The sequence below is a fragment of the Dellaglioa sp. CoH-57-MRSF-21 genome, from assembly GCF_056781915.1.
This window is the reverse complement of sequence record NZ_JBXAXU010000003.1, coordinates 42,642-58,591: the sequence shown is the minus strand read 5'-3', so window position 1 is coordinate 58,591 and position 15,950 is coordinate 42,642. Positions and strand designations below refer to the sequence as shown.

The window sequence follows — 15,950 nt, the reverse complement described above, 5'->3', positions numbered from 1 at the left end:
CAAGAATTTAATCTTCTGCGTTTAATATATCTAAGAACAACTCACCATATTTTTCCAATTTACTTTCACCAACACCTTTAACATCCAACATATCAGTTAACGTTTCCGGCATAACCTCACACATTGAATATAACGTTTTATCAGAGAAGATAACAAATGGCGGTACACCTTGTTCCTCTGCTAATTCGCGACGTAATTGTCTTAATTCTTCAAATAGTTCATTATCTTCAGGTAATGCTTGTTTAACTTTTACAGCCATTTTACGTGTAACTTTAGTTTCACCTTTTAAGACGCCAACTCCTTCTGCAGCAAGTTGCAGAACCGGATATTGGCCGCTTGAAGCCTGTAAAAAACCTGACGCAACTAAATAATCAATCAATCCAGAAACTTCCTTCTGCGATTGATCTTTCATCAGTCCATACGTAGGTAATTCATCAAATCTAAACTGCATCACCTTTTGGACTTTTGAACCTGTTAAAACTTGTGCGACTAACCCTTTACCAAAATGTTCACCCATCCGTTTTACACATGATAAAACCTTTTGGGCATCAATCGAAATATCTTGTGCATCTCGTGTATCCAAGCAATTGCCGCAACGGCCACATTCTGGTGCTTCATCGCCAAAATAATTCACAATTGTCTGTTGTAAACACTGTTGCGTGTTTGCGTATTGCGTCATTTCTTGTAATTTTAAATACTCATGTTTTTTATTAACATCATCCATTTCAGATTGGTCAATGAAAAAATGTTGAATCTGAACATCTTTTAAATTAAAAAGTAAAATTGCTTCACTTGGCAAGCCATCTCGTCCAGCACGTCCGGCTTCTTGATAATAAGCTTCTAAACTACCAGGTATCTGATCATGGATTACAAATCGAACATTACTTTTATCAATTCCCATCCCAAATGCATTCGTCGCAATCATTACCTGAACACGATCGTACAAGAAGTCTTCCTGATTCTGACGACGTTCATCTTCTTGCAACCCGCCGTGATACATCGCCACTTTAATCTTAGCTTTTTTTATTAATTTCGTTAACCGTTCGACTTCTTTACGCGTACTTGCATAAATAATACCAGATTGTTGTTTCTGTCCCTTTAAATACTCGAGTAAGAAACGATCACTATTTTGATCTTTAACGACTTGGAAGGCTAAATTTTCACGTGAAAACCCAGTTTTAACTTCATGTATAATCGATAATCGTTGCATAATATCCGCAGCTACTTGAGTTGTCGCTGTCGCTGTTAATGCAATAATCGTCGGATTCGAATTCAAACGTTGAATCGTTTCCGTTAAGCGTAAATAACTAGGACGGAAATCGTGCCCCCATTGTGAGATACAGTGCGCTTCATCAATAGCGACAAGATCAATTCTTAATTCCGCTAAATCTGCCATAAAACCATCAGAATCTAATCGTTCTGGTGACACATAAAGTAACTTAACTTCACCACGAGCAGCTTGATTAAAGCGTTCACGAACCTCCGTGTAATCTAGCGTACTATTGATAAAGGTTGCTGGAATGCCATTTTCATTTAAAGCATCAACTTGATCCTTCATTAAAGAAATTAAAGGAGATATCACTAACGTTAGTCCATCTAATATAAGTGCTGGAATTTGGTAACATAGCGATTTTCCGCCGCCTGTAGGCATAATAGCTAAAACATCTTCACCCGTTAGAATACGATCAATAACTTCTTTTTGACCTTGGCGAAAATTGTCGTACCCAAATTTTTCTTTTAAAACTGATTGTGGATTCATATAATCCTTTCTCTTTGCTCATTTTCTCAGATAATTCTATGTCTTTAAATTATAGCATAGGTTAAGACGCCACAGATGTTTTAGAAAGTGTTTTAATGACCGCTTCAACATCACCCAAATCATTCATTAGTCCCGCGGGATTTTGTTGAGCTGCCCTAAGTTTAGTCATATAATCAACGACAATTGTCGAATCACTAACACTACTTGTGTCTTCAATTCGATAATAAAGATAGTGAATTGAATTAACTTTAGGTTCAAGGATAACGCTTAGATACCAAGTGTTATCTCCAATTTCAATAGTTGCCGTTTCCTTAAAATGACCATATTCTTCTTGTAATTTGCCTTGAATTTGTCCAATCTCAATTGGAACCGTGGCAGGCATTGGTCCTCCAGAATACGCATCTGACGTATTTAATTGTACCTTAGTGCCACGTACTTTCGAATTTTTAAGATTAAATACAACTTTCATATTTGATGCATCTTTGGACCCTTTTTTAATGGTCCAATCAGCGGGTGTAGCATAATTTTTATGCGGTAATATAGCATCACCACCGACGACTATTTTTGCTTGGACTGGTAAGCCATTTGTTCCTGCGTTAATTTTGTATTTTTGGGTTAATTTTATATTTTCTGTCGGTTGAATTCGACTGATTTCTGCCCAACTAGCCGGTTGTGTATCTTTAACTTGAATTAATGTTTTAAATCCTAAGATACCTAAAAAAACTACCATCAAAAAACCGATTGATATTAACATATTTTTCTTCATGCCAAAAATCTCCTAACCTGTTACGCCTCTATTATTAAAGCTTTTTCTCGTAGTATATCGCTAATATTATTGAAATGATTATTATATTCGTATACAAAAAGAAAAGTAGTGCACCAATCCATAATAACGTACTTACTTTTAGAAATGCCCACAAAATGATAAACCCAAACGCTAGAATTAAAATCATGCTATTCATAATTTTTCCAATCATTGCGTTCACAGACTGATCAATTAACTTATTTCGTTCATCCACATTCTCCAGCTGTTCTTCTTTCAGTCCTTTTTTAGAAAAAGTTATATAAAATTGATAGGCCGCAATTCCAAATGATAAGACAACATTAATAAATGATCTAATCAATTTTGACCAATCAAAAGCATCTTTAAAATCTAAGTTCATTATCCAAATTGAGGCAATCCCCACAAACATAAAAAATAAACCTACAAAAAAATGTCGATAACTATAGATTTTCATTTTAATTCTCCTCCATCTCTAAATTTTCCTTTAGCTGAAATAACGCTTCAATCTGACAATCAAACAATAAACTCAAACGATAGGCCAACATTATAGATGGCTTATATTTACCTTTTTCAAGTGAGATAATTGTTCGACTAGAAACTTGAACTTTCTCAGCTAACTGTTCCTGTGTTAATTCAAGCTTAGTTCTGTATTCTTTAACTTTATTTTGCATAATGAACACCTTTCAATATGAAATATACTTCATGTGAAGTTAACTTCATAATATAATAATTATTTTCTTAAGTCAACTAGCTGATTATTTCTGGCACCAAGCATATCAATATAAATTTCTATTTATTTATACTATAATTAAATAAACATCGTCAGATTAACTAATTTAATAATCTAACGATGTCTTTTAACTAAATAAAACGTTTTAAAAAGGAGGATTAAGCATATGGTTCAATCATACAAAAATTTCTGGGAAAATATTTTTAATTTTTCTGACACATCGAATAGATCAGACTATTGGTGGCCTACGATTATTAATAGTATTCTAGGAGCAATTATTATTTATTTTTATACGTCACTCGTTGGCCATCCTATCGATTCGATTTATAATTTTAGTGAACTTACTTTTATGACAAGTCGAAATATTGTTATGTTTATCGTCTGGATTGCAAACTTTGCTGTTTCAGTTCGTCGTTTACATGATACTGATCGTTCTGGTTGGTGGATTTTAATCCAATTCGTTCCATTAGTCGGTAGTATTTGGTTCTTTATTTTAATGGTTTTACCCAGAAAATCAAATCGCTGGGGTTAAATTATATTGATACTCGATTATTAATAAGAGGTGCTGATAAAATTTATCAGCACCTCTTTTGTTTACGGAAAATTAAAAAGATAGCACTGTAATCGACTAACTTGATTACCGCTCTATCTTCATTTTTCAAAAAATAATCCACCCTGATTAACTAAAACATCTGCTACAGGTGTCTCTATTCGTTTATTAAGCACCATTTTTTTCGTCTCTGTTACATATTTTTTAAAATTCATTGTTTGTAAATGAGCTTGGTAATCCTCGTCACTCCGGTAAATTTCAACGAAAATCCATTGATTTAAATCTCCATCTACAGAAGCAATGTATGTCACTAAGAGTCCTGCTTCATTTTCAAATGATTGTTTCATAGTATTCAATGAAACTTCTCTAAATTCTTTAACCCTATTCGGCTCTATTTCAATACTTGTTACTTTGAGTATAGCTCTGTCAGGCTTCAATTCATGCAAGGCTGTTGTTTTTTCTAACAGTAATTCTGGGGATAAATTAATCATCGATTTTTCAATTACTGCCTGAGATGCGATATTACTAAACATTTTAAATTGAGCCGAATTTGCATGTTTTTGATATTGATCTTCGTCTTGATAAGATTCAATCACAATATTTTCAGTACCCGCCTCATCCAAATGTACACTGTACATCGCCAAAGTTCCTTTTTCTTGCTGAATTGAGGTCGTTAAATTAATCATCCCTGCTTTTTCAAATCTTTCACGATCAGATAGCTTAATTTTAAGTTTGAATAGTCTTAATAATGGGGCATTCTTAAGTTCTATCATTTATTCACCCAATCCCATCAAACGATTATAATTTCCATAATTAATCAGGGCTCGATCATCTTTCGAAAGATTCAACTGATCTAAAGCTTCAATTATGGCATCCGTTGCTCCAGCTGGCGCAATCCCTAACGGTGCATCAGTTCCAAACAGTACGTGGCTAACACCATAATAATCAATTGCTAACCCTAATGCTTTAGGATTGCCCAATAATGCAGTATCTACATAGAAACGTTTAAAATCAGCTGCCTGTTCTGGTGATAGAATATGGTTAATTCGTTCAGCAAAATAAGGCACCATTGCCCCAGCATGATGAACAATTACTTTAAGTGTAGGATAGTCATTAAAAATTCCTGACTGTACTAATTGCAACATTGCTTGCGCTAGTTCATATTCCCAACTAAAAATAATATTATTGTCTGGTTTACGATCATCAAAAATTGGGTGTAACAGAATTGGGATATTTAATTGTGCAGCCATTTCAAAAATAACCCGGTATTCCTTTGCAGCAATACTTTTTCCAAGGGCACGCGTAAATAACTGAATGCCAACTAATTCTGAATTTTTTAGCACTTGTTCTTTTATAATACGTGTTGCTTCATCGATGTTATTTAGAGGTATCATTGCAATACCCGCTTTAAACAAGTCTGCATTTTGTTGAACCATTTCAATTATTTCGTTATTAGCTTGCCAGCATAATGCCGCTGCTTGTTCTGGCCCTACGTAGTCCTCAGGATTCACGTTGACTGCTGAGATAACTTGTTGGACATTTCTGTTCCGTAATAGGCGTCTTTGTTCAATATCAATCAATATGGGATGTTTAATAAATGGCATTTTTTCTGGCAAGTTCGGCTGAATAGCTAACATCTCGTTATAAAAATGTGGTGGTAAAACGTGTGCAAAAACATCAATACTTGTCATTAACTTTTCCCTCCTACAACCTAATTTAGGTTTCTTTAATTTAGCTGATTATCTAATACTAGGCAAAAATGCTAAAATAGCCTGCTCATTCCTCTCACCTAATATAAAAATTTTCTTATTTTAATGGCTCTAATTGTTTGATAACTTTGGCGGGCACGCCGCCCACTACTGTATTGTCAGGAACATCTTTTGTCACCACTGCACCAGCTGCTACAATCACATTATCCCCAATATGAACGCCACCAATAATCGTGACATTTCCACCTATCCACACATCGTTTCCAATTGTAATTGGTTTAGTATAAGTAATTAAATAACGACTACCATCTTGTCTTTTTCCAAAACGTTTTGTTGCATCTAATGCATGTTCACCACAATATAACTTCGTGTCTGGCGCGACAATGACACGATCTCCTAATGTGATTTTGTTTGAATCTTGAAATGTACAATTACCGTTAATAAAAACATCATCACCAACAGTGATATGTTTACCATAAACTGTATTAAATTGACCATTAATAACGAGTCCTTCCCCAGATTTCCCTAACAACTCGTGAATTGCTGTTGCTCTTTTCTCTAGGTCAGTTGTCGTATTGATTATAGTGACTAATTCTTTACCCGCCGCAATCATACCCTGTAATTCTGGGTCGCGATAATCATAATCTTGACCTGCCAATAATTTTTCATGTTCTGTCATCATTTTGCCCCTCCATTCACTATTTGACGCCCTTTTCTTCCTTAATAATTCAATTGTATTATACTACTTAAATTAACTGAACTAAATTCAAAAGATTCGGTTCTAGTGATATTAAAAAAGAGCCAACCTAATTGTATTTACCCAATCAGGTTGAACCCTCTTACTTCACAATATTATTTTCAAACTTCTTCAACAACTGTTGTCGTTTTTCAAGTTTCATTCCTTGAACTGCAGCAAAGTTAAACCATTTCAACTGGTTAAACCCCATCTTCCGGAATGTTCCCCTAAATACCATTTTAGTCACAGGATTTCCAAAGATAGTTCGATAAATCCAACCTGGTGTTGACATAGTTGTAACCATTTTAACTTTCTTTAAATGAACCATCTCATTTTTAAATAATTTTTTATTTTCCTGCTCTGTATAAAGAATCCCTTTAGCAATAACTTTGTCAAAGAATCCCTTCATCATAGCTGGCATAGATTCCCACCAGATTGGAAAAATAAAGACAAGCTCATCTGCAGCCATGAGGCGTTCTTGATAATTCGCCGTCATAGAATCCGTTGGTATCTTCTTACGCCAAGATATTAGGTCTTCTTGGTGCATTACAGGATCAAACCCATCTTTATGCAAATCAATTACGTCCACAATACAGCCCTCTTTTTCATACGCTGCTTTAGCACTAACTAGTAATGCCGCTGAATAACTCCTATTGTGCAATTCATTGTATCCAGCGTCTGCAGTGTAGGGATGATCAAATATAATACAAATTTTTTTCATGTTCAATAACCTCTTTTAATTAGTTTAATAAATTTTCCGACTTTAATGACTTTATATAAAATACTTCAAGTGTCATTTATCTTTCTTGCTATAAGTGTTACATTTGTTACACTTATATTAATCATTTATCGCGTGATTTACAAGATACAAAATCGTGTTATTTGTTACACTTCAAGGAGATATAAAAAATGACGGAAAATAACCAAGCAAAATTAAGTAAAAATTTGATTATTGATTCTTTAATTGACTTATTAAAAATAAAATCTTATCAAGAAATCACAATAACTGAAATCACAAAAAAAGCCGGAGTTGCCCGGCTGACTTTCTATCGTAATTTTGAAAATAAGGACGCGATTTTACTAACTCGGTCCGATTACTTATTTGACCAGTTTTACGCCGAACTCAAGTCCAATCAAACAGAAATTAGTTTGAAAAACATTTTCAAGCTAGCTTTTAACTATTGGCATAATGATTCTGAATTTATGGATATCCTAATTAAAAATGATATTGTTTATTTATTGGAAGATTCTTTTTATACTTATTTTGAAAAGATTCTTAAAGATACGCCTAGTATCAGTCGGCTAAATAATACTCAAAAAACGTTCATTCTTGGTGGCGTTCTACGAACGATGTTGCAATGGATTAGTAGTGGTAGTCCTGCTACAGCTGAAGAAGTTACTGCAGATATATTGGAATTGATTCAGTAAAAGTATGCTAGATTTTAATGATTAAAAAAATAGCCCAGATATTTATCTGAGCTAAGTCTAAACCTCTATTTAAAAATCTTAGGACCCTTACGCATTTTAGTACGATCATTTCTAGCAGTAGCCTTCTTATTGAAGTTTCCGCCATCAGTTTGTTTCTTTTTGATAATTTCTAGCATTTTATCTCTATCAGTCTTTGCTTTATCAGCCATTAATGTTTCCTCCTTGCTCTATTAATTAACAATTTCTTTCAAAGTTAAAGATTCATATTATGAATACATGCCTTCAAATAAAGTTGATCTTTTATTATTCAACTTACGTCGATTTTAATTCTGTATGCCCCGCTAATCAGTATACAGTTAAAATAACTATGCTCTTAACAGTATATCATTACGACTATCTTGATATCAATAGACGTATAAATTGGATGCCTTTAATTAACCATTCACTAATAATGTTCAATCTCAACGAATTTTGTTCCAACCTTTTCAACGAATTCTTTATCATGATCAATGATTAACATCGGTGGTTGAAAAGCCAGAATAACATCTTGAATTTGTTGACGCGTGATAACATCTAGATAATTAAGTGGCTCATCCCAAATATATATATTTGCTGGTTCAACCAACGAACGACTCAAAGCCACTTTTCTCTTTTGGCCCATGCTCATTTGACTGATATCTTTATCAAATTCATAACGTTCAAAACCAAGTTTTCTTAATGTATCCAACATTAAAGAATAAGAAACATTTTTTTCTGCAGCGAATTCTTGTAAAGAACCAGATAAACCATCAAAATTTTGCGGTAACCAGCTCACTTTTAAAGGTGTTGCAAATTTGTATTGCCCTTGATACTTTAATTGACCTAGTATAGCAGCGATAACGCTCGATTTACCAGAACCATTTTCACCCTGAAGAATAACGCGCTCTCCCATCTTTAATTTAAAATCTACCGGTTTATTTACCGGCAATTGTTTACGAAATGCTGATAAGCCAATTACCTCTAGTAAAGTCTTATCTGACACTAATTTTTCAAAATTCAACGTTAAAAGATCTGCCACATCAATATTCTTAAGTAAAGATTTTTTCTCTTCTACTGCTTTATCGGCACGTTTTTTAATACTTAGTACCCGTTTCATAGATTTAGCTGCCTTGTGGCTAATAAATCCTCTGTCTGTCGCACCAGATACTTTCGCCTCAGTCTGATTAGCCCAACCCGATTTTTTCCGTGAAGCACCTTCTAATCGTTTAATATCATGTTGTAATTTTTCTTTTTCATTATATTCCCAATTATTTCGTGACGTATTTTCGTCAGCCCACGTATTATAATTACCCTTAAATTGACTGATTTTAGCGCGATCAATTGAAATAACATGATCAATAATATTATTTAAAAAATAACGATCATGACTGATTAAAATAAATCCTTGTTTTTGTCTTAGATAATCAGAAATAATTTTTCGACCGTTTTCATCTAAATGATTAGTCGGTTCATCTATTAATTGAAATTTACCTTCGCCAACAAATAAGCTGGCTAATAATATCTTAGTTTGCTGTCCTGGACTTAATTGATTAAATGGTTCCGTCAATAATTTTTCAGATAGTCCAAGTTTATCTAATTCGATTAAAATTTGCCACTGATCATAGTCTTGTAAGTCTGTGATACTCTTGATAACCAGCCACACTGACTCTTCTGGTTTAACAACTGTTTGAGGAAAATACTGAAATTCTAAATCTGTTCTAATCTTTCCTTGGTACTGTAATTGATTTTGTAAAATTCTAAATAAAGTCGTTTTTCCGCGACCATTTCTACCAATTAGACCTAACTTCCAGCTGGCATCTAATTGTAAATCAACATTTTTAAAAATTGGTGCTAATTGTCCATCATATTGAAAACTTAATTGTTTAATTTGTATTGTTCCTATAGTAATTACCTCATTTCTTTGTGAGGTCGACCGCTAAACTATCCATTTGATTCTACAAAAAAAGAGCATACAGTTATATGCTCTTCAATCGTTATCCATCAAAAAAAGTGGTTCTTTCAGATGTGAAAAAGAATTGATATTGCAAACCGTTTGAATAGTCAACATGCATAAAAAGACACACTTCGTCCCTTGTTTAGTCGACAGTTATTCGATTAACGATTTGTATTTACCAATGCACTTCACACTCCCTGTTTATTAATTATTTACAGTCTACTATAGTTATGGTAGATAGGCAAATTAATCAAATGTGATATTAAATTGGTAAGCAATATCCTTCATCGCATCAATTTGATAGTCATCCTCAACATCACTACCCCAACTATCAATACCACCAACACCTCGAACGGCGCCTAGAATCGATAAAACGGTACGATGTTCCGCTGGTAATTCGCTATGATGTGTCGCATTTTCTAATTCTTCAGCTGTATAAGGTAAACAACTAAACGCAATTGGTTGATCAACCGCACTGAATGTTAAACCCGTTTCAGAAGCCTGTTGCATACGATTATCCAGAACAGACTGTCGATAAACAGTTACCCAATCATTTTGCATATGCACACCACAATCTTGCGGAACTAAGTATGGTGTCACTGGTAACCCTTGAACTTCATATCGGCCTGGAATTCCTCCGGCCATTCTATCTGGATAAGTTTCTCCTGATAATCCTTGGTAACAAAAACGAGTCGCTGGTGTGGGCATAATAAATCGCAACCCAAAAACAGGTAATGAGGGTAATCCAGCTTTTCCTTGGTATGAAACTGCAACATTCATTTTTCCGGTTGCTTCAACAGTATAAGTGACCGTCACTTGCGTTTGCGGCACAGTCAGTGTGTTATAGATATAACTTATAGCCACTTTTTCAGCGACTTCATGGTTAGTGTAACGATTATTTTCTGGTGCAATCGGTAACGCAATTGGTTTACCATTAATAGCAACTTTAACTGATTGACAATTACTGAATTGATCAGCGGCCAACCACATCCCTGACTTTACTGGAAACTGACTCCCCTGATCGTTATCCGTTGTTGCACGCCAAAAAGTCGGTTTTGGTGAGCGATAAAGCCACTCTTTACCTTGAATTCTAAAAGATTCTGGGCCACCCGTTTGATAGGAGAAAATATAATGAAAATCATTTCCTTTTAAACCGAGTGTGACATCTCCGTAAATGACAGTTAACTGCTTATTTATCTGTGCCATAATAGTATTTTACCTCCTGCATTGCTGGTTTTTCATTACGTGTGGCAAAAACGAGTCCATCACCCGAAAATGCATAATCAGATGGTCGATCATCAAAATCGCCACCATAACGCAACTCATTTTGACCTGTGACGGGATCTTCAACTAACAATGCTTGATCGATAAAGTCCCAGATGAAACCACCTTGATAGGATTCATATTGTTGTAATAAATCAATATATGATTTCATCCCGCCCAATGAATTACCCATATCATGCATATACTCACACAAGATAAATGGTTTTTGTGGTGAATTTTCTAGATAGTCTTTAATTTCGGCTGGTGTTGCATACATCCGACTTTCAACATCTGAAATGACATCTTTGTATTCAGGCGCACGGAAAACACCTTCATAATGAACTAAACGTGTCGAATCTTTTTGTTTATAGTACTCATTCATTTTCGCTAAGACACTGCCGGCGTATGATTCGTTACCCAATGACCAAAATAAAACTGAGGGATGATTTTTAAATAACTCAAAATTACTTTTAGCGCGGTCTAAAACGGCTGCTTCCCATTGATCCGATGAGCCGGGCACATTCCAAGAAGGCTCAACTTCACCCATTTTCTGCCAAGAACCATGTGATTCTAAGTTGGTTTCAGCCATCATATAAATACCAGCCTGATCACAACGATTGTAAAAAGATAATCGATCTGGATAATGTGACGTCCGAACTGCGTTAATATTGTTACGTTGCATACAGTCAACATCCCAAGCTTCATCATTATCTGAAATGGTTCTTCCTGATTTAGGGTTCCACTCATGACGATTAACACCATTGATAATTAATCGTTCACCATTTAATAACATCACGCGATTCTTAATTTCAATTTTGCGAAAACCAACTGGTTGTTGGATAATTTCAATTAATTGCCCATCAGCATCTAAAATTTCTAATTGTAATGTATATAAATAAGGCCGGTCATTCTGCCAAGCAGTCACTGGTTGTGCTAAATTGTAGTGTTTTTCGACATCTGACCCACTCATTAATTCATCGCTAAATAACACCGCATCTTGGTCTTTGAATGTGACACGGACACGTTGTTCTGCCCCACTAAAATGAAGTTGTAAATCTACTTGTCCTGTTTTTTGTCCACTATCGTAATCAGGAATCACCCAAAAATCATCTAAATGTGTTGCAGGTTGTGCTAACAGTGTCACATCACGAAAAATTCCGAAGAAACGGAAAAAGTCTTGGTCTTCAATGAAGGCTGCAGAACTTCGTTTATGCACTTCAACTGCCAAACAATTATCCTTATCTTTTAAATAAGGTGTCAGGTCAAATTCGCTTGGTGTAAAACTATCTTCTGCGTATCCTAGAAAATGTCCATTCAACCAGACGTACATTGCCTGTTCAACACCTTCAAAACGGATAATAACGCGTTTATTTTGAAGAGTTGGTTCCAAGTCAAAATGGTTTAAATATGAACCTACTGGATTATATTCTGCATCACTAAACATTCCAGCATACTGATTTAAATCAGTATCTGAAAAAGCAGGTCGTCTATATTCATGTCCTTCCCAAGGATACATCGTATTAATATAATGTAATTGCTCATATCCTGATAATTCAATATGCTGTGGTACTGGAATTGTGTCAAATTGTTCTGCATCAAAGTCAGTCTGATAGAAATTTTTTGGTCGACTTGCTGCATTAGTGCTGTAACTAAATTTCCAAGTTCCATTCAAAGATTGTTCAAATGAACTTTTTTGTTGTAACATTTCTGCTTGAGTTGCATAGTACTTATGATCACTGTGAGCTGGTACCTGTCCAACACGAAAAACGGTTGGTGTATCTAGCCATTCAATTTCTGGTGTCATCTGTTTGCCTCCGTTTTATATAAAAGCGTTTTCATAATTAAGTATATGTTTTCTTTTGGAGGTTGTCAAAAAGCATTATAAAATTGAGACAATAAAAAAAATTAGATTTAAGTGAAAATACGGTAATCTCATTTTTATTTTGTGTAAAATTGATTAACTTCTTCCTTTGGGCCTTTTAATTGATTTTTGCAGTAAGTTTCAGTATCGATTGCTGTATTAATCCTTCTGCAAAAATGAAAAAATGTAAAGGGAGGAGAAATCGTTTATATACCCTTTACTTTTCTTTGTGTTTTAGCTAGGTTATTATCAGTAGTTGCTCCCAAAACCCAACGAATATTCCAAATAGAAGGAAATATCTTTAAATTTTAAATACAATAAAAAGGCTCTGTACTATCTGTTGTTGGGACTAGTGTAAAAACTATTACTGATGACAGTTTTTTTGTATAATAACAAAAAAAAGCCAAAAGTCATAAGACTTTTGGTTACGAGTTCATCCATGTTCATTATCCCTCAACCACCACAGATGAATTAATAAGAAAGATGGAACTCTCCGCATGCCTAATCATACTAAATTTTGGCTTAAAATAAAAGACAGTAGTCTAACGATTGTTGATTATCAGTCTTCTAATGACGGTGTCACTCGATTTAACCGTGTTCTTGATTACCAGCCGAAGGGATTGTCCAAATTGTGATATTAAAAACGAAGGACAGATTATCAGGTATAGTTGGCGTCAAACACCCATACGCTACCCTAAATTTTTTGGTAAATGTATCATTTTATCACTCAAACGAAGATACTTTAGCTGTCATGAGCGGCAGTCATACTTCCTTGTCCAAACAAGTGTGGTTCCTAAAAATTGTACGATTTCCAATCTATCTAAACAGCTCTGTTTAACTAAATTAGCGGAATCCGTTTCTTTAACTCATATTGCTAATGAAATTTCGAATCCTGATTCCTTTGTAGGTCGTATTTTAATGACCTTTGAACGTGATTTTAAACCTAATTATAAATTTTTACCTAAAGTACTCCTACTTGACGAAGTCAAGAGTACCAAATCAGCTACAGATGCCATGAGTTTTGAATTTATGGATGCTAGTAACCATGAATTAATCAAACTTTTATCTTTTAGAAGATTCTATCAAATAGAACGTTATTTTTATCGTTACTCAGCTGCAGCTAGAAAAAACGTGAAAATTATCGTAACTGATATGAATTATACCTATCCTAAACTAGCCAAAGAAGTCTTTCCTAACGCGATTGTCATCATAGATACCTTTCATATTATCAATTCAGTGAATCGTGGATTCACTAAAACTAGAATTAGACTGATGAAAGAACTTTCAAAATCATCACAAGACTACAAAGCACTAAAACGTTACTGGAAGCTCCTGTTAAAACCTTCTGAAACCTTAGATTTTAAAAATTTCAAGAAATGGACTTATTTCCCATACCTAACAACAGAAACAAATGTCGTTGATCATTTATTAGCGATTCATCCTGAACTAAATAAATCATATGAACTCATGAACCAAATAAGATCAACCATTCGGTTGAAGGACTGGAAATCTTATGATTTTACAGTTAGAAACACCGAAAGGTGTTCTGAAGAAATGCTTAAAAGTATTGAAACGTTGCTTTGTCACCATTCTGAGATTAAAAATAATTTTGGCTATTATTATACTAACGGTCCTTTAGAAGGAATAAACAATAAAATTAAGGTCATTAAACGCGTTGGTTTTGAATTTAGAAATTTTCGTAGATTCCGAACTAGAATATTTTATACACTTAAAATCCATACAAAAAAACACCTCACAAATTGCTTTGTGAAGTGCTTCAAAATATCGATATAAATATATATTAGCGTTTTGAGAATTATCGATTAATACTTCATGGAATCTTATCTATTTGAATCCACTTGTATCAATACTTTACAATATTGAAAAAGGAACAACATTGAATAAAATCCATAATACGAGATAAAATTAACACCATAAAATAGACTAGTCAAGACACCATTAATGGTGTCTTTTTTTATGCTTTACACACTCTCTACCCATTTAATATATGTCTAATCAATTTCTATTTCAAGATTTCCAGTAACGCTTTAGAGATACGCATTCTATCATCTGTGGTCATGCTTTTCAATCTGTTAATTAATTCGGGCGTATAAATGTCGTTAAAATCATTACTCATTAATATATCAGCCAAATTTAATTGTAAGGCATTCAGAACTAGTTCCAACTTTCTTGTACTCGTATCGTCTAATTGTCCTCTTTCGAGTCGAGCCAAATAGCTGGCGGATACGTCCGCCATTTCTGCCAATTCTTCAATTGTAAGTCCTAATTCTTTTCGCTTTTTCCGAATGAAAGTGCCCACAAGTATAATCATAAATCGCTCCTATTTATCCATATGTTTAATGATAAATTAAGTGCGCACACTTTCAAAGCTCTCAGTATACCTATAAAGTTACATAAAAAGGTAGTATTGAGTATATTTTTGAGATAAAATATATCATGTGAAGATAGTGCAAGATATAAATTACTTTTTTGGGGGAGGAGATTTTATAGGGATCGTTTGGTAAAGGTTGGTTAATAATTCGTTCAAAGAAAAGGGAGAAAATTATGAATAAAGAAGAACTTTTAGATTTTTTAATGGCAAAAAGAAGTGTTACAGCGGGAGCTGCAGTTATCCAACAACAAATTCGTGAAGCAGAGGCTAAGATTGAAAAAGGTAAGAAAAAATTTCGAGGAATAATCATCGCATTAGTCGTTTTAATTGTTCTTTTTATGATTACTAGTCAGACAAGTGCGGCGATGCCATTCATCATTGCTGTTATCGCGCTATTTGCTTTTAAATATTTTGTTTATATTATGCCGGGTAATGAATCTAAAACACAAGCCTTAGCAGACTTGGACGCTGAAATGGCAAATGAAGATTATATTGCAGGCAAGCAAGGATTCCCAGAGAAATTCTACAACTATTTCGATATTTTTCGTCTTTGGAAATTAATTGATGAAACTCGGGCACGTGATTTGCAAGAAGCCTTTAACATTTTAGAAACACAACAATTCCAAGAAACTCAACTTTCAATGCAGGAAGAAATGAGAGGCTTACAACAAGATATTGCCTCAAATGCACGCTTGGCAGCTATGTCCTCAACCGTCAGTGCATTTAATTCGTTCAGAAAATAAGATTTATTATATTAAATTTATAA

17 protein-coding genes are annotated in these 15,950 nt (G+C 34.2%); 4 read left to right on the top strand and 13 right to left on the bottom strand.

Going from position 1 to position 15,950, the window contains the following annotated elements; all coding sequences use genetic code 11:
- Positions 1-7 precede the first annotated feature (7 nt).
- From recQ to AC1RPQ_RS04035, 4 genes are all read right to left on the bottom strand, one after another.
- Positions 8-1,759, bottom strand: a complete 1,752-nt coding sequence (gene recQ / locus AC1RPQ_RS04050) for a DNA helicase RecQ (protein ID WP_481761592.1) — start codon at positions 1,757-1,759, stop codon at positions 8-10.
- Positions 1,760-1,820: 61 nt separating this feature from the next.
- Positions 1,821-2,525, bottom strand: a complete 705-nt coding sequence (locus AC1RPQ_RS04045) for a hypothetical protein (protein ID WP_481761593.1) — start codon at positions 2,523-2,525, stop codon at positions 1,821-1,823.
- Between the two features lie 34 nt (positions 2,526-2,559).
- Positions 2,560-2,997: a hypothetical protein gene (locus tag AC1RPQ_RS04040; protein WP_481761594.1), complete on the bottom strand. Its 438-nt coding sequence runs from the start codon at positions 2,995-2,997 to the stop codon at positions 2,560-2,562.
- A gap of 1 nt (position 2,998) precedes the next feature.
- Complete coding sequence (locus AC1RPQ_RS04035; protein ID WP_481761595.1) at positions 2,999-3,214, bottom strand: helix-turn-helix transcriptional regulator; 216 nt, start codon at positions 3,212-3,214, stop codon at positions 2,999-3,001.
- A 225-nt stretch (positions 3,215-3,439) separates the two neighbouring features.
- On the opposite strand from AC1RPQ_RS04035, the gene AC1RPQ_RS04030 reads away from it, so the two are divergent.
- Positions 3,440-3,805, top strand: a complete 366-nt coding sequence (locus AC1RPQ_RS04030) for a DUF805 domain-containing protein (RefSeq protein WP_481761596.1) — start codon at positions 3,440-3,442, stop codon at positions 3,803-3,805.
- A gap of 119 nt (positions 3,806-3,924) precedes the next feature.
- Here the strand turns inward: AC1RPQ_RS04030 and AC1RPQ_RS04025 are convergent, their stop codons facing one another.
- The 4 genes from AC1RPQ_RS04025 to AC1RPQ_RS04010 form a co-directional block, all read right to left on the bottom strand.
- Positions 3,925-4,596, bottom strand: a complete 672-nt coding sequence (locus AC1RPQ_RS04025; RefSeq protein WP_481761597.1) for a putative quinol monooxygenase — start codon at positions 4,594-4,596, stop codon at positions 3,925-3,927.
- Positions 4,597-5,514: an amidohydrolase family protein gene (locus AC1RPQ_RS04020; RefSeq protein ID WP_481761598.1), complete on the bottom strand. Its 918-nt coding sequence runs from the start codon at positions 5,512-5,514 to the stop codon at positions 4,597-4,599.
- 115 nt (positions 5,515-5,629) lie between these two features.
- Positions 5,630-6,214 carry a sugar O-acetyltransferase gene (locus AC1RPQ_RS04015; protein WP_481761599.1) on the bottom strand — a complete coding sequence of 195 codons (585 nt, stop codon included), beginning with the start codon at positions 6,212-6,214 and terminating at the stop codon, positions 5,630-5,632.
- 157 nt (positions 6,215-6,371) lie between these two features.
- On the bottom strand, positions 6,372-6,989 hold the full coding sequence (locus AC1RPQ_RS04010; protein ID WP_481761600.1) for an NAD(P)H-dependent oxidoreductase: 618 nt from the start codon (positions 6,987-6,989) through the stop codon (positions 6,372-6,374).
- A 188-nt stretch (positions 6,990-7,177) separates the two neighbouring features.
- Between AC1RPQ_RS04010 and AC1RPQ_RS04005 the strand changes: the two genes are divergently transcribed.
- Complete coding sequence (locus AC1RPQ_RS04005; protein ID WP_481761601.1) at positions 7,178-7,696, top strand: TetR/AcrR family transcriptional regulator; 519 nt, start codon at positions 7,178-7,180, stop codon at positions 7,694-7,696.
- A gap of 65 nt (positions 7,697-7,761) precedes the next feature.
- Here AC1RPQ_RS04005 and AC1RPQ_RS04000 read toward each other — a convergent pair whose 3' ends face one another.
- From AC1RPQ_RS04000 to AC1RPQ_RS03985, 4 genes are all read right to left on the bottom strand, one after another.
- Entirely contained in the window at positions 7,762-7,905 is a 144-nt protein-coding gene (locus AC1RPQ_RS04000; RefSeq protein ID WP_409022043.1) for a hypothetical protein, read from the bottom strand.
- A gap of 236 nt (positions 7,906-8,141) precedes the next feature.
- Entirely contained in the window at positions 8,142-9,602 is a 1,461-nt protein-coding gene (gene abc-f, locus AC1RPQ_RS03995) for a ribosomal protection-like ABC-F family protein (RefSeq protein ID WP_481762188.1), read from the bottom strand.
- A 312-nt stretch (positions 9,603-9,914) separates the two neighbouring features.
- Positions 9,915-10,874, bottom strand: a complete 960-nt coding sequence (locus tag AC1RPQ_RS03990; protein ID WP_481761602.1) for a beta-galactosidase small subunit — start codon at positions 10,872-10,874, stop codon at positions 9,915-9,917.
- Positions 10,858-12,735, bottom strand: coding sequence for a glycoside hydrolase family 2 TIM barrel-domain containing protein (locus tag AC1RPQ_RS03985; protein ID WP_481761603.1), 1,878 nt, complete (start codon positions 12,733-12,735; stop codon positions 10,858-10,860). Before AC1RPQ_RS03985 ends, AC1RPQ_RS03990 begins: the two co-directional genes overlap by 17 nt.
- A gap of 627 nt (positions 12,736-13,362) precedes the next feature.
- Between AC1RPQ_RS03985 and AC1RPQ_RS03980 the strand changes: the two genes are divergently transcribed.
- Positions 13,363-14,586: an ISL3 family transposase gene (locus tag AC1RPQ_RS03980; protein WP_481762183.1), complete on the top strand. Its 1,224-nt coding sequence runs from the start codon at positions 13,363-13,365 to the stop codon at positions 14,584-14,586.
- 229 nt (positions 14,587-14,815) lie between these two features.
- Here AC1RPQ_RS03980 and AC1RPQ_RS03975 read toward each other — a convergent pair whose 3' ends face one another.
- Positions 14,816-15,124 carry a helix-turn-helix domain-containing protein gene (locus tag AC1RPQ_RS03975; RefSeq protein ID WP_481761605.1) on the bottom strand — a complete coding sequence of 103 codons (309 nt, stop codon included), beginning with the start codon at positions 15,122-15,124 and terminating at the stop codon, positions 14,816-14,818.
- Between the two features lie 233 nt (positions 15,125-15,357).
- Here AC1RPQ_RS03975 and AC1RPQ_RS03970 point away from each other — a divergent pair, with 233 nt between their 5' ends.
- Entirely contained in the window at positions 15,358-15,927 is a 570-nt protein-coding gene (locus tag AC1RPQ_RS03970; protein ID WP_481761606.1) for a hypothetical protein, read from the top strand.
- The last annotated feature ends 23 nt before the right edge of the window (positions 15,928-15,950 follow it).

Bases quoted from the DNA above. Each gene is read 5' to 3' on its own strand.
- recQ (WP_481761592.1), bottom strand. From the start codon at position 1,759: ATGAATCCACAATCAGTTTTAAAAGAAAAATTTGGGTACGACAATTTT.
- AC1RPQ_RS04045 (WP_481761593.1), bottom strand. From the start codon at position 2,525: ATGAAGAAAAATATGTTAATATCAATCGGTTTTTTGATGGTAGTTTTT.
- AC1RPQ_RS04040 (WP_481761594.1), bottom strand. From the start codon at position 2,997: ATGAAAATCTATAGTTATCGACATTTTTTTGTAGGTTTATTTTTTATG.
- AC1RPQ_RS04035 (WP_481761595.1), bottom strand. From the start codon at position 3,214: ATGCAAAATAAAGTTAAAGAATACAGAACTAAGCTTGAATTAACACAG.
- AC1RPQ_RS04030 (WP_481761596.1), top strand. From the start codon at position 3,440: ATGGTTCAATCATACAAAAATTTCTGGGAAAATATTTTTAATTTTTCT.
- AC1RPQ_RS04025 (WP_481761597.1), bottom strand. From the start codon at position 4,596: ATGATAGAACTTAAGAATGCCCCATTATTAAGACTATTCAAACTTAAA.
- AC1RPQ_RS04020 (WP_481761598.1), bottom strand. From the start codon at position 5,514: ATGACAAGTATTGATGTTTTTGCACACGTTTTACCACCACATTTTTAT.
- AC1RPQ_RS04015 (WP_481761599.1), bottom strand. From the start codon at position 6,214: ATGATGACAGAACATGAAAAATTATTGGCAGGTCAAGATTATGATTAT.
- AC1RPQ_RS04010 (WP_481761600.1), bottom strand. From the start codon at position 6,989: ATGAAAAAAATTTGTATTATATTTGATCATCCCTACACTGCAGACGCT.
- AC1RPQ_RS04005 (WP_481761601.1), top strand. From the start codon at position 7,178: ATGACGGAAAATAACCAAGCAAAATTAAGTAAAAATTTGATTATTGAT.
- AC1RPQ_RS04000 (WP_409022043.1), bottom strand. From the start codon at position 7,905: ATGGCTGATAAAGCAAAGACTGATAGAGATAAAATGCTAGAAATTATC.
- AC1RPQ_RS03990 (WP_481761602.1), bottom strand. From the start codon at position 10,874: ATGGCACAGATAAATAAGCAGTTAACTGTCATTTACGGAGATGTCACA.
- AC1RPQ_RS03985 (WP_481761603.1), bottom strand. From the start codon at position 12,735: ATGACACCAGAAATTGAATGGCTAGATACACCAACCGTTTTTCGTGTT.
- AC1RPQ_RS03980 (WP_481762183.1), top strand. From the start codon at position 13,363: ATGACGGTGTCACTCGATTTAACCGTGTTCTTGATTACCAGCCGAAGG.
- AC1RPQ_RS03975 (WP_481761605.1), bottom strand. From the start codon at position 15,124: ATGATTATACTTGTGGGCACTTTCATTCGGAAAAAGCGAAAAGAATTA.
- AC1RPQ_RS03970 (WP_481761606.1), top strand. From the start codon at position 15,358: ATGAATAAAGAAGAACTTTTAGATTTTTTAATGGCAAAAAGAAGTGTT.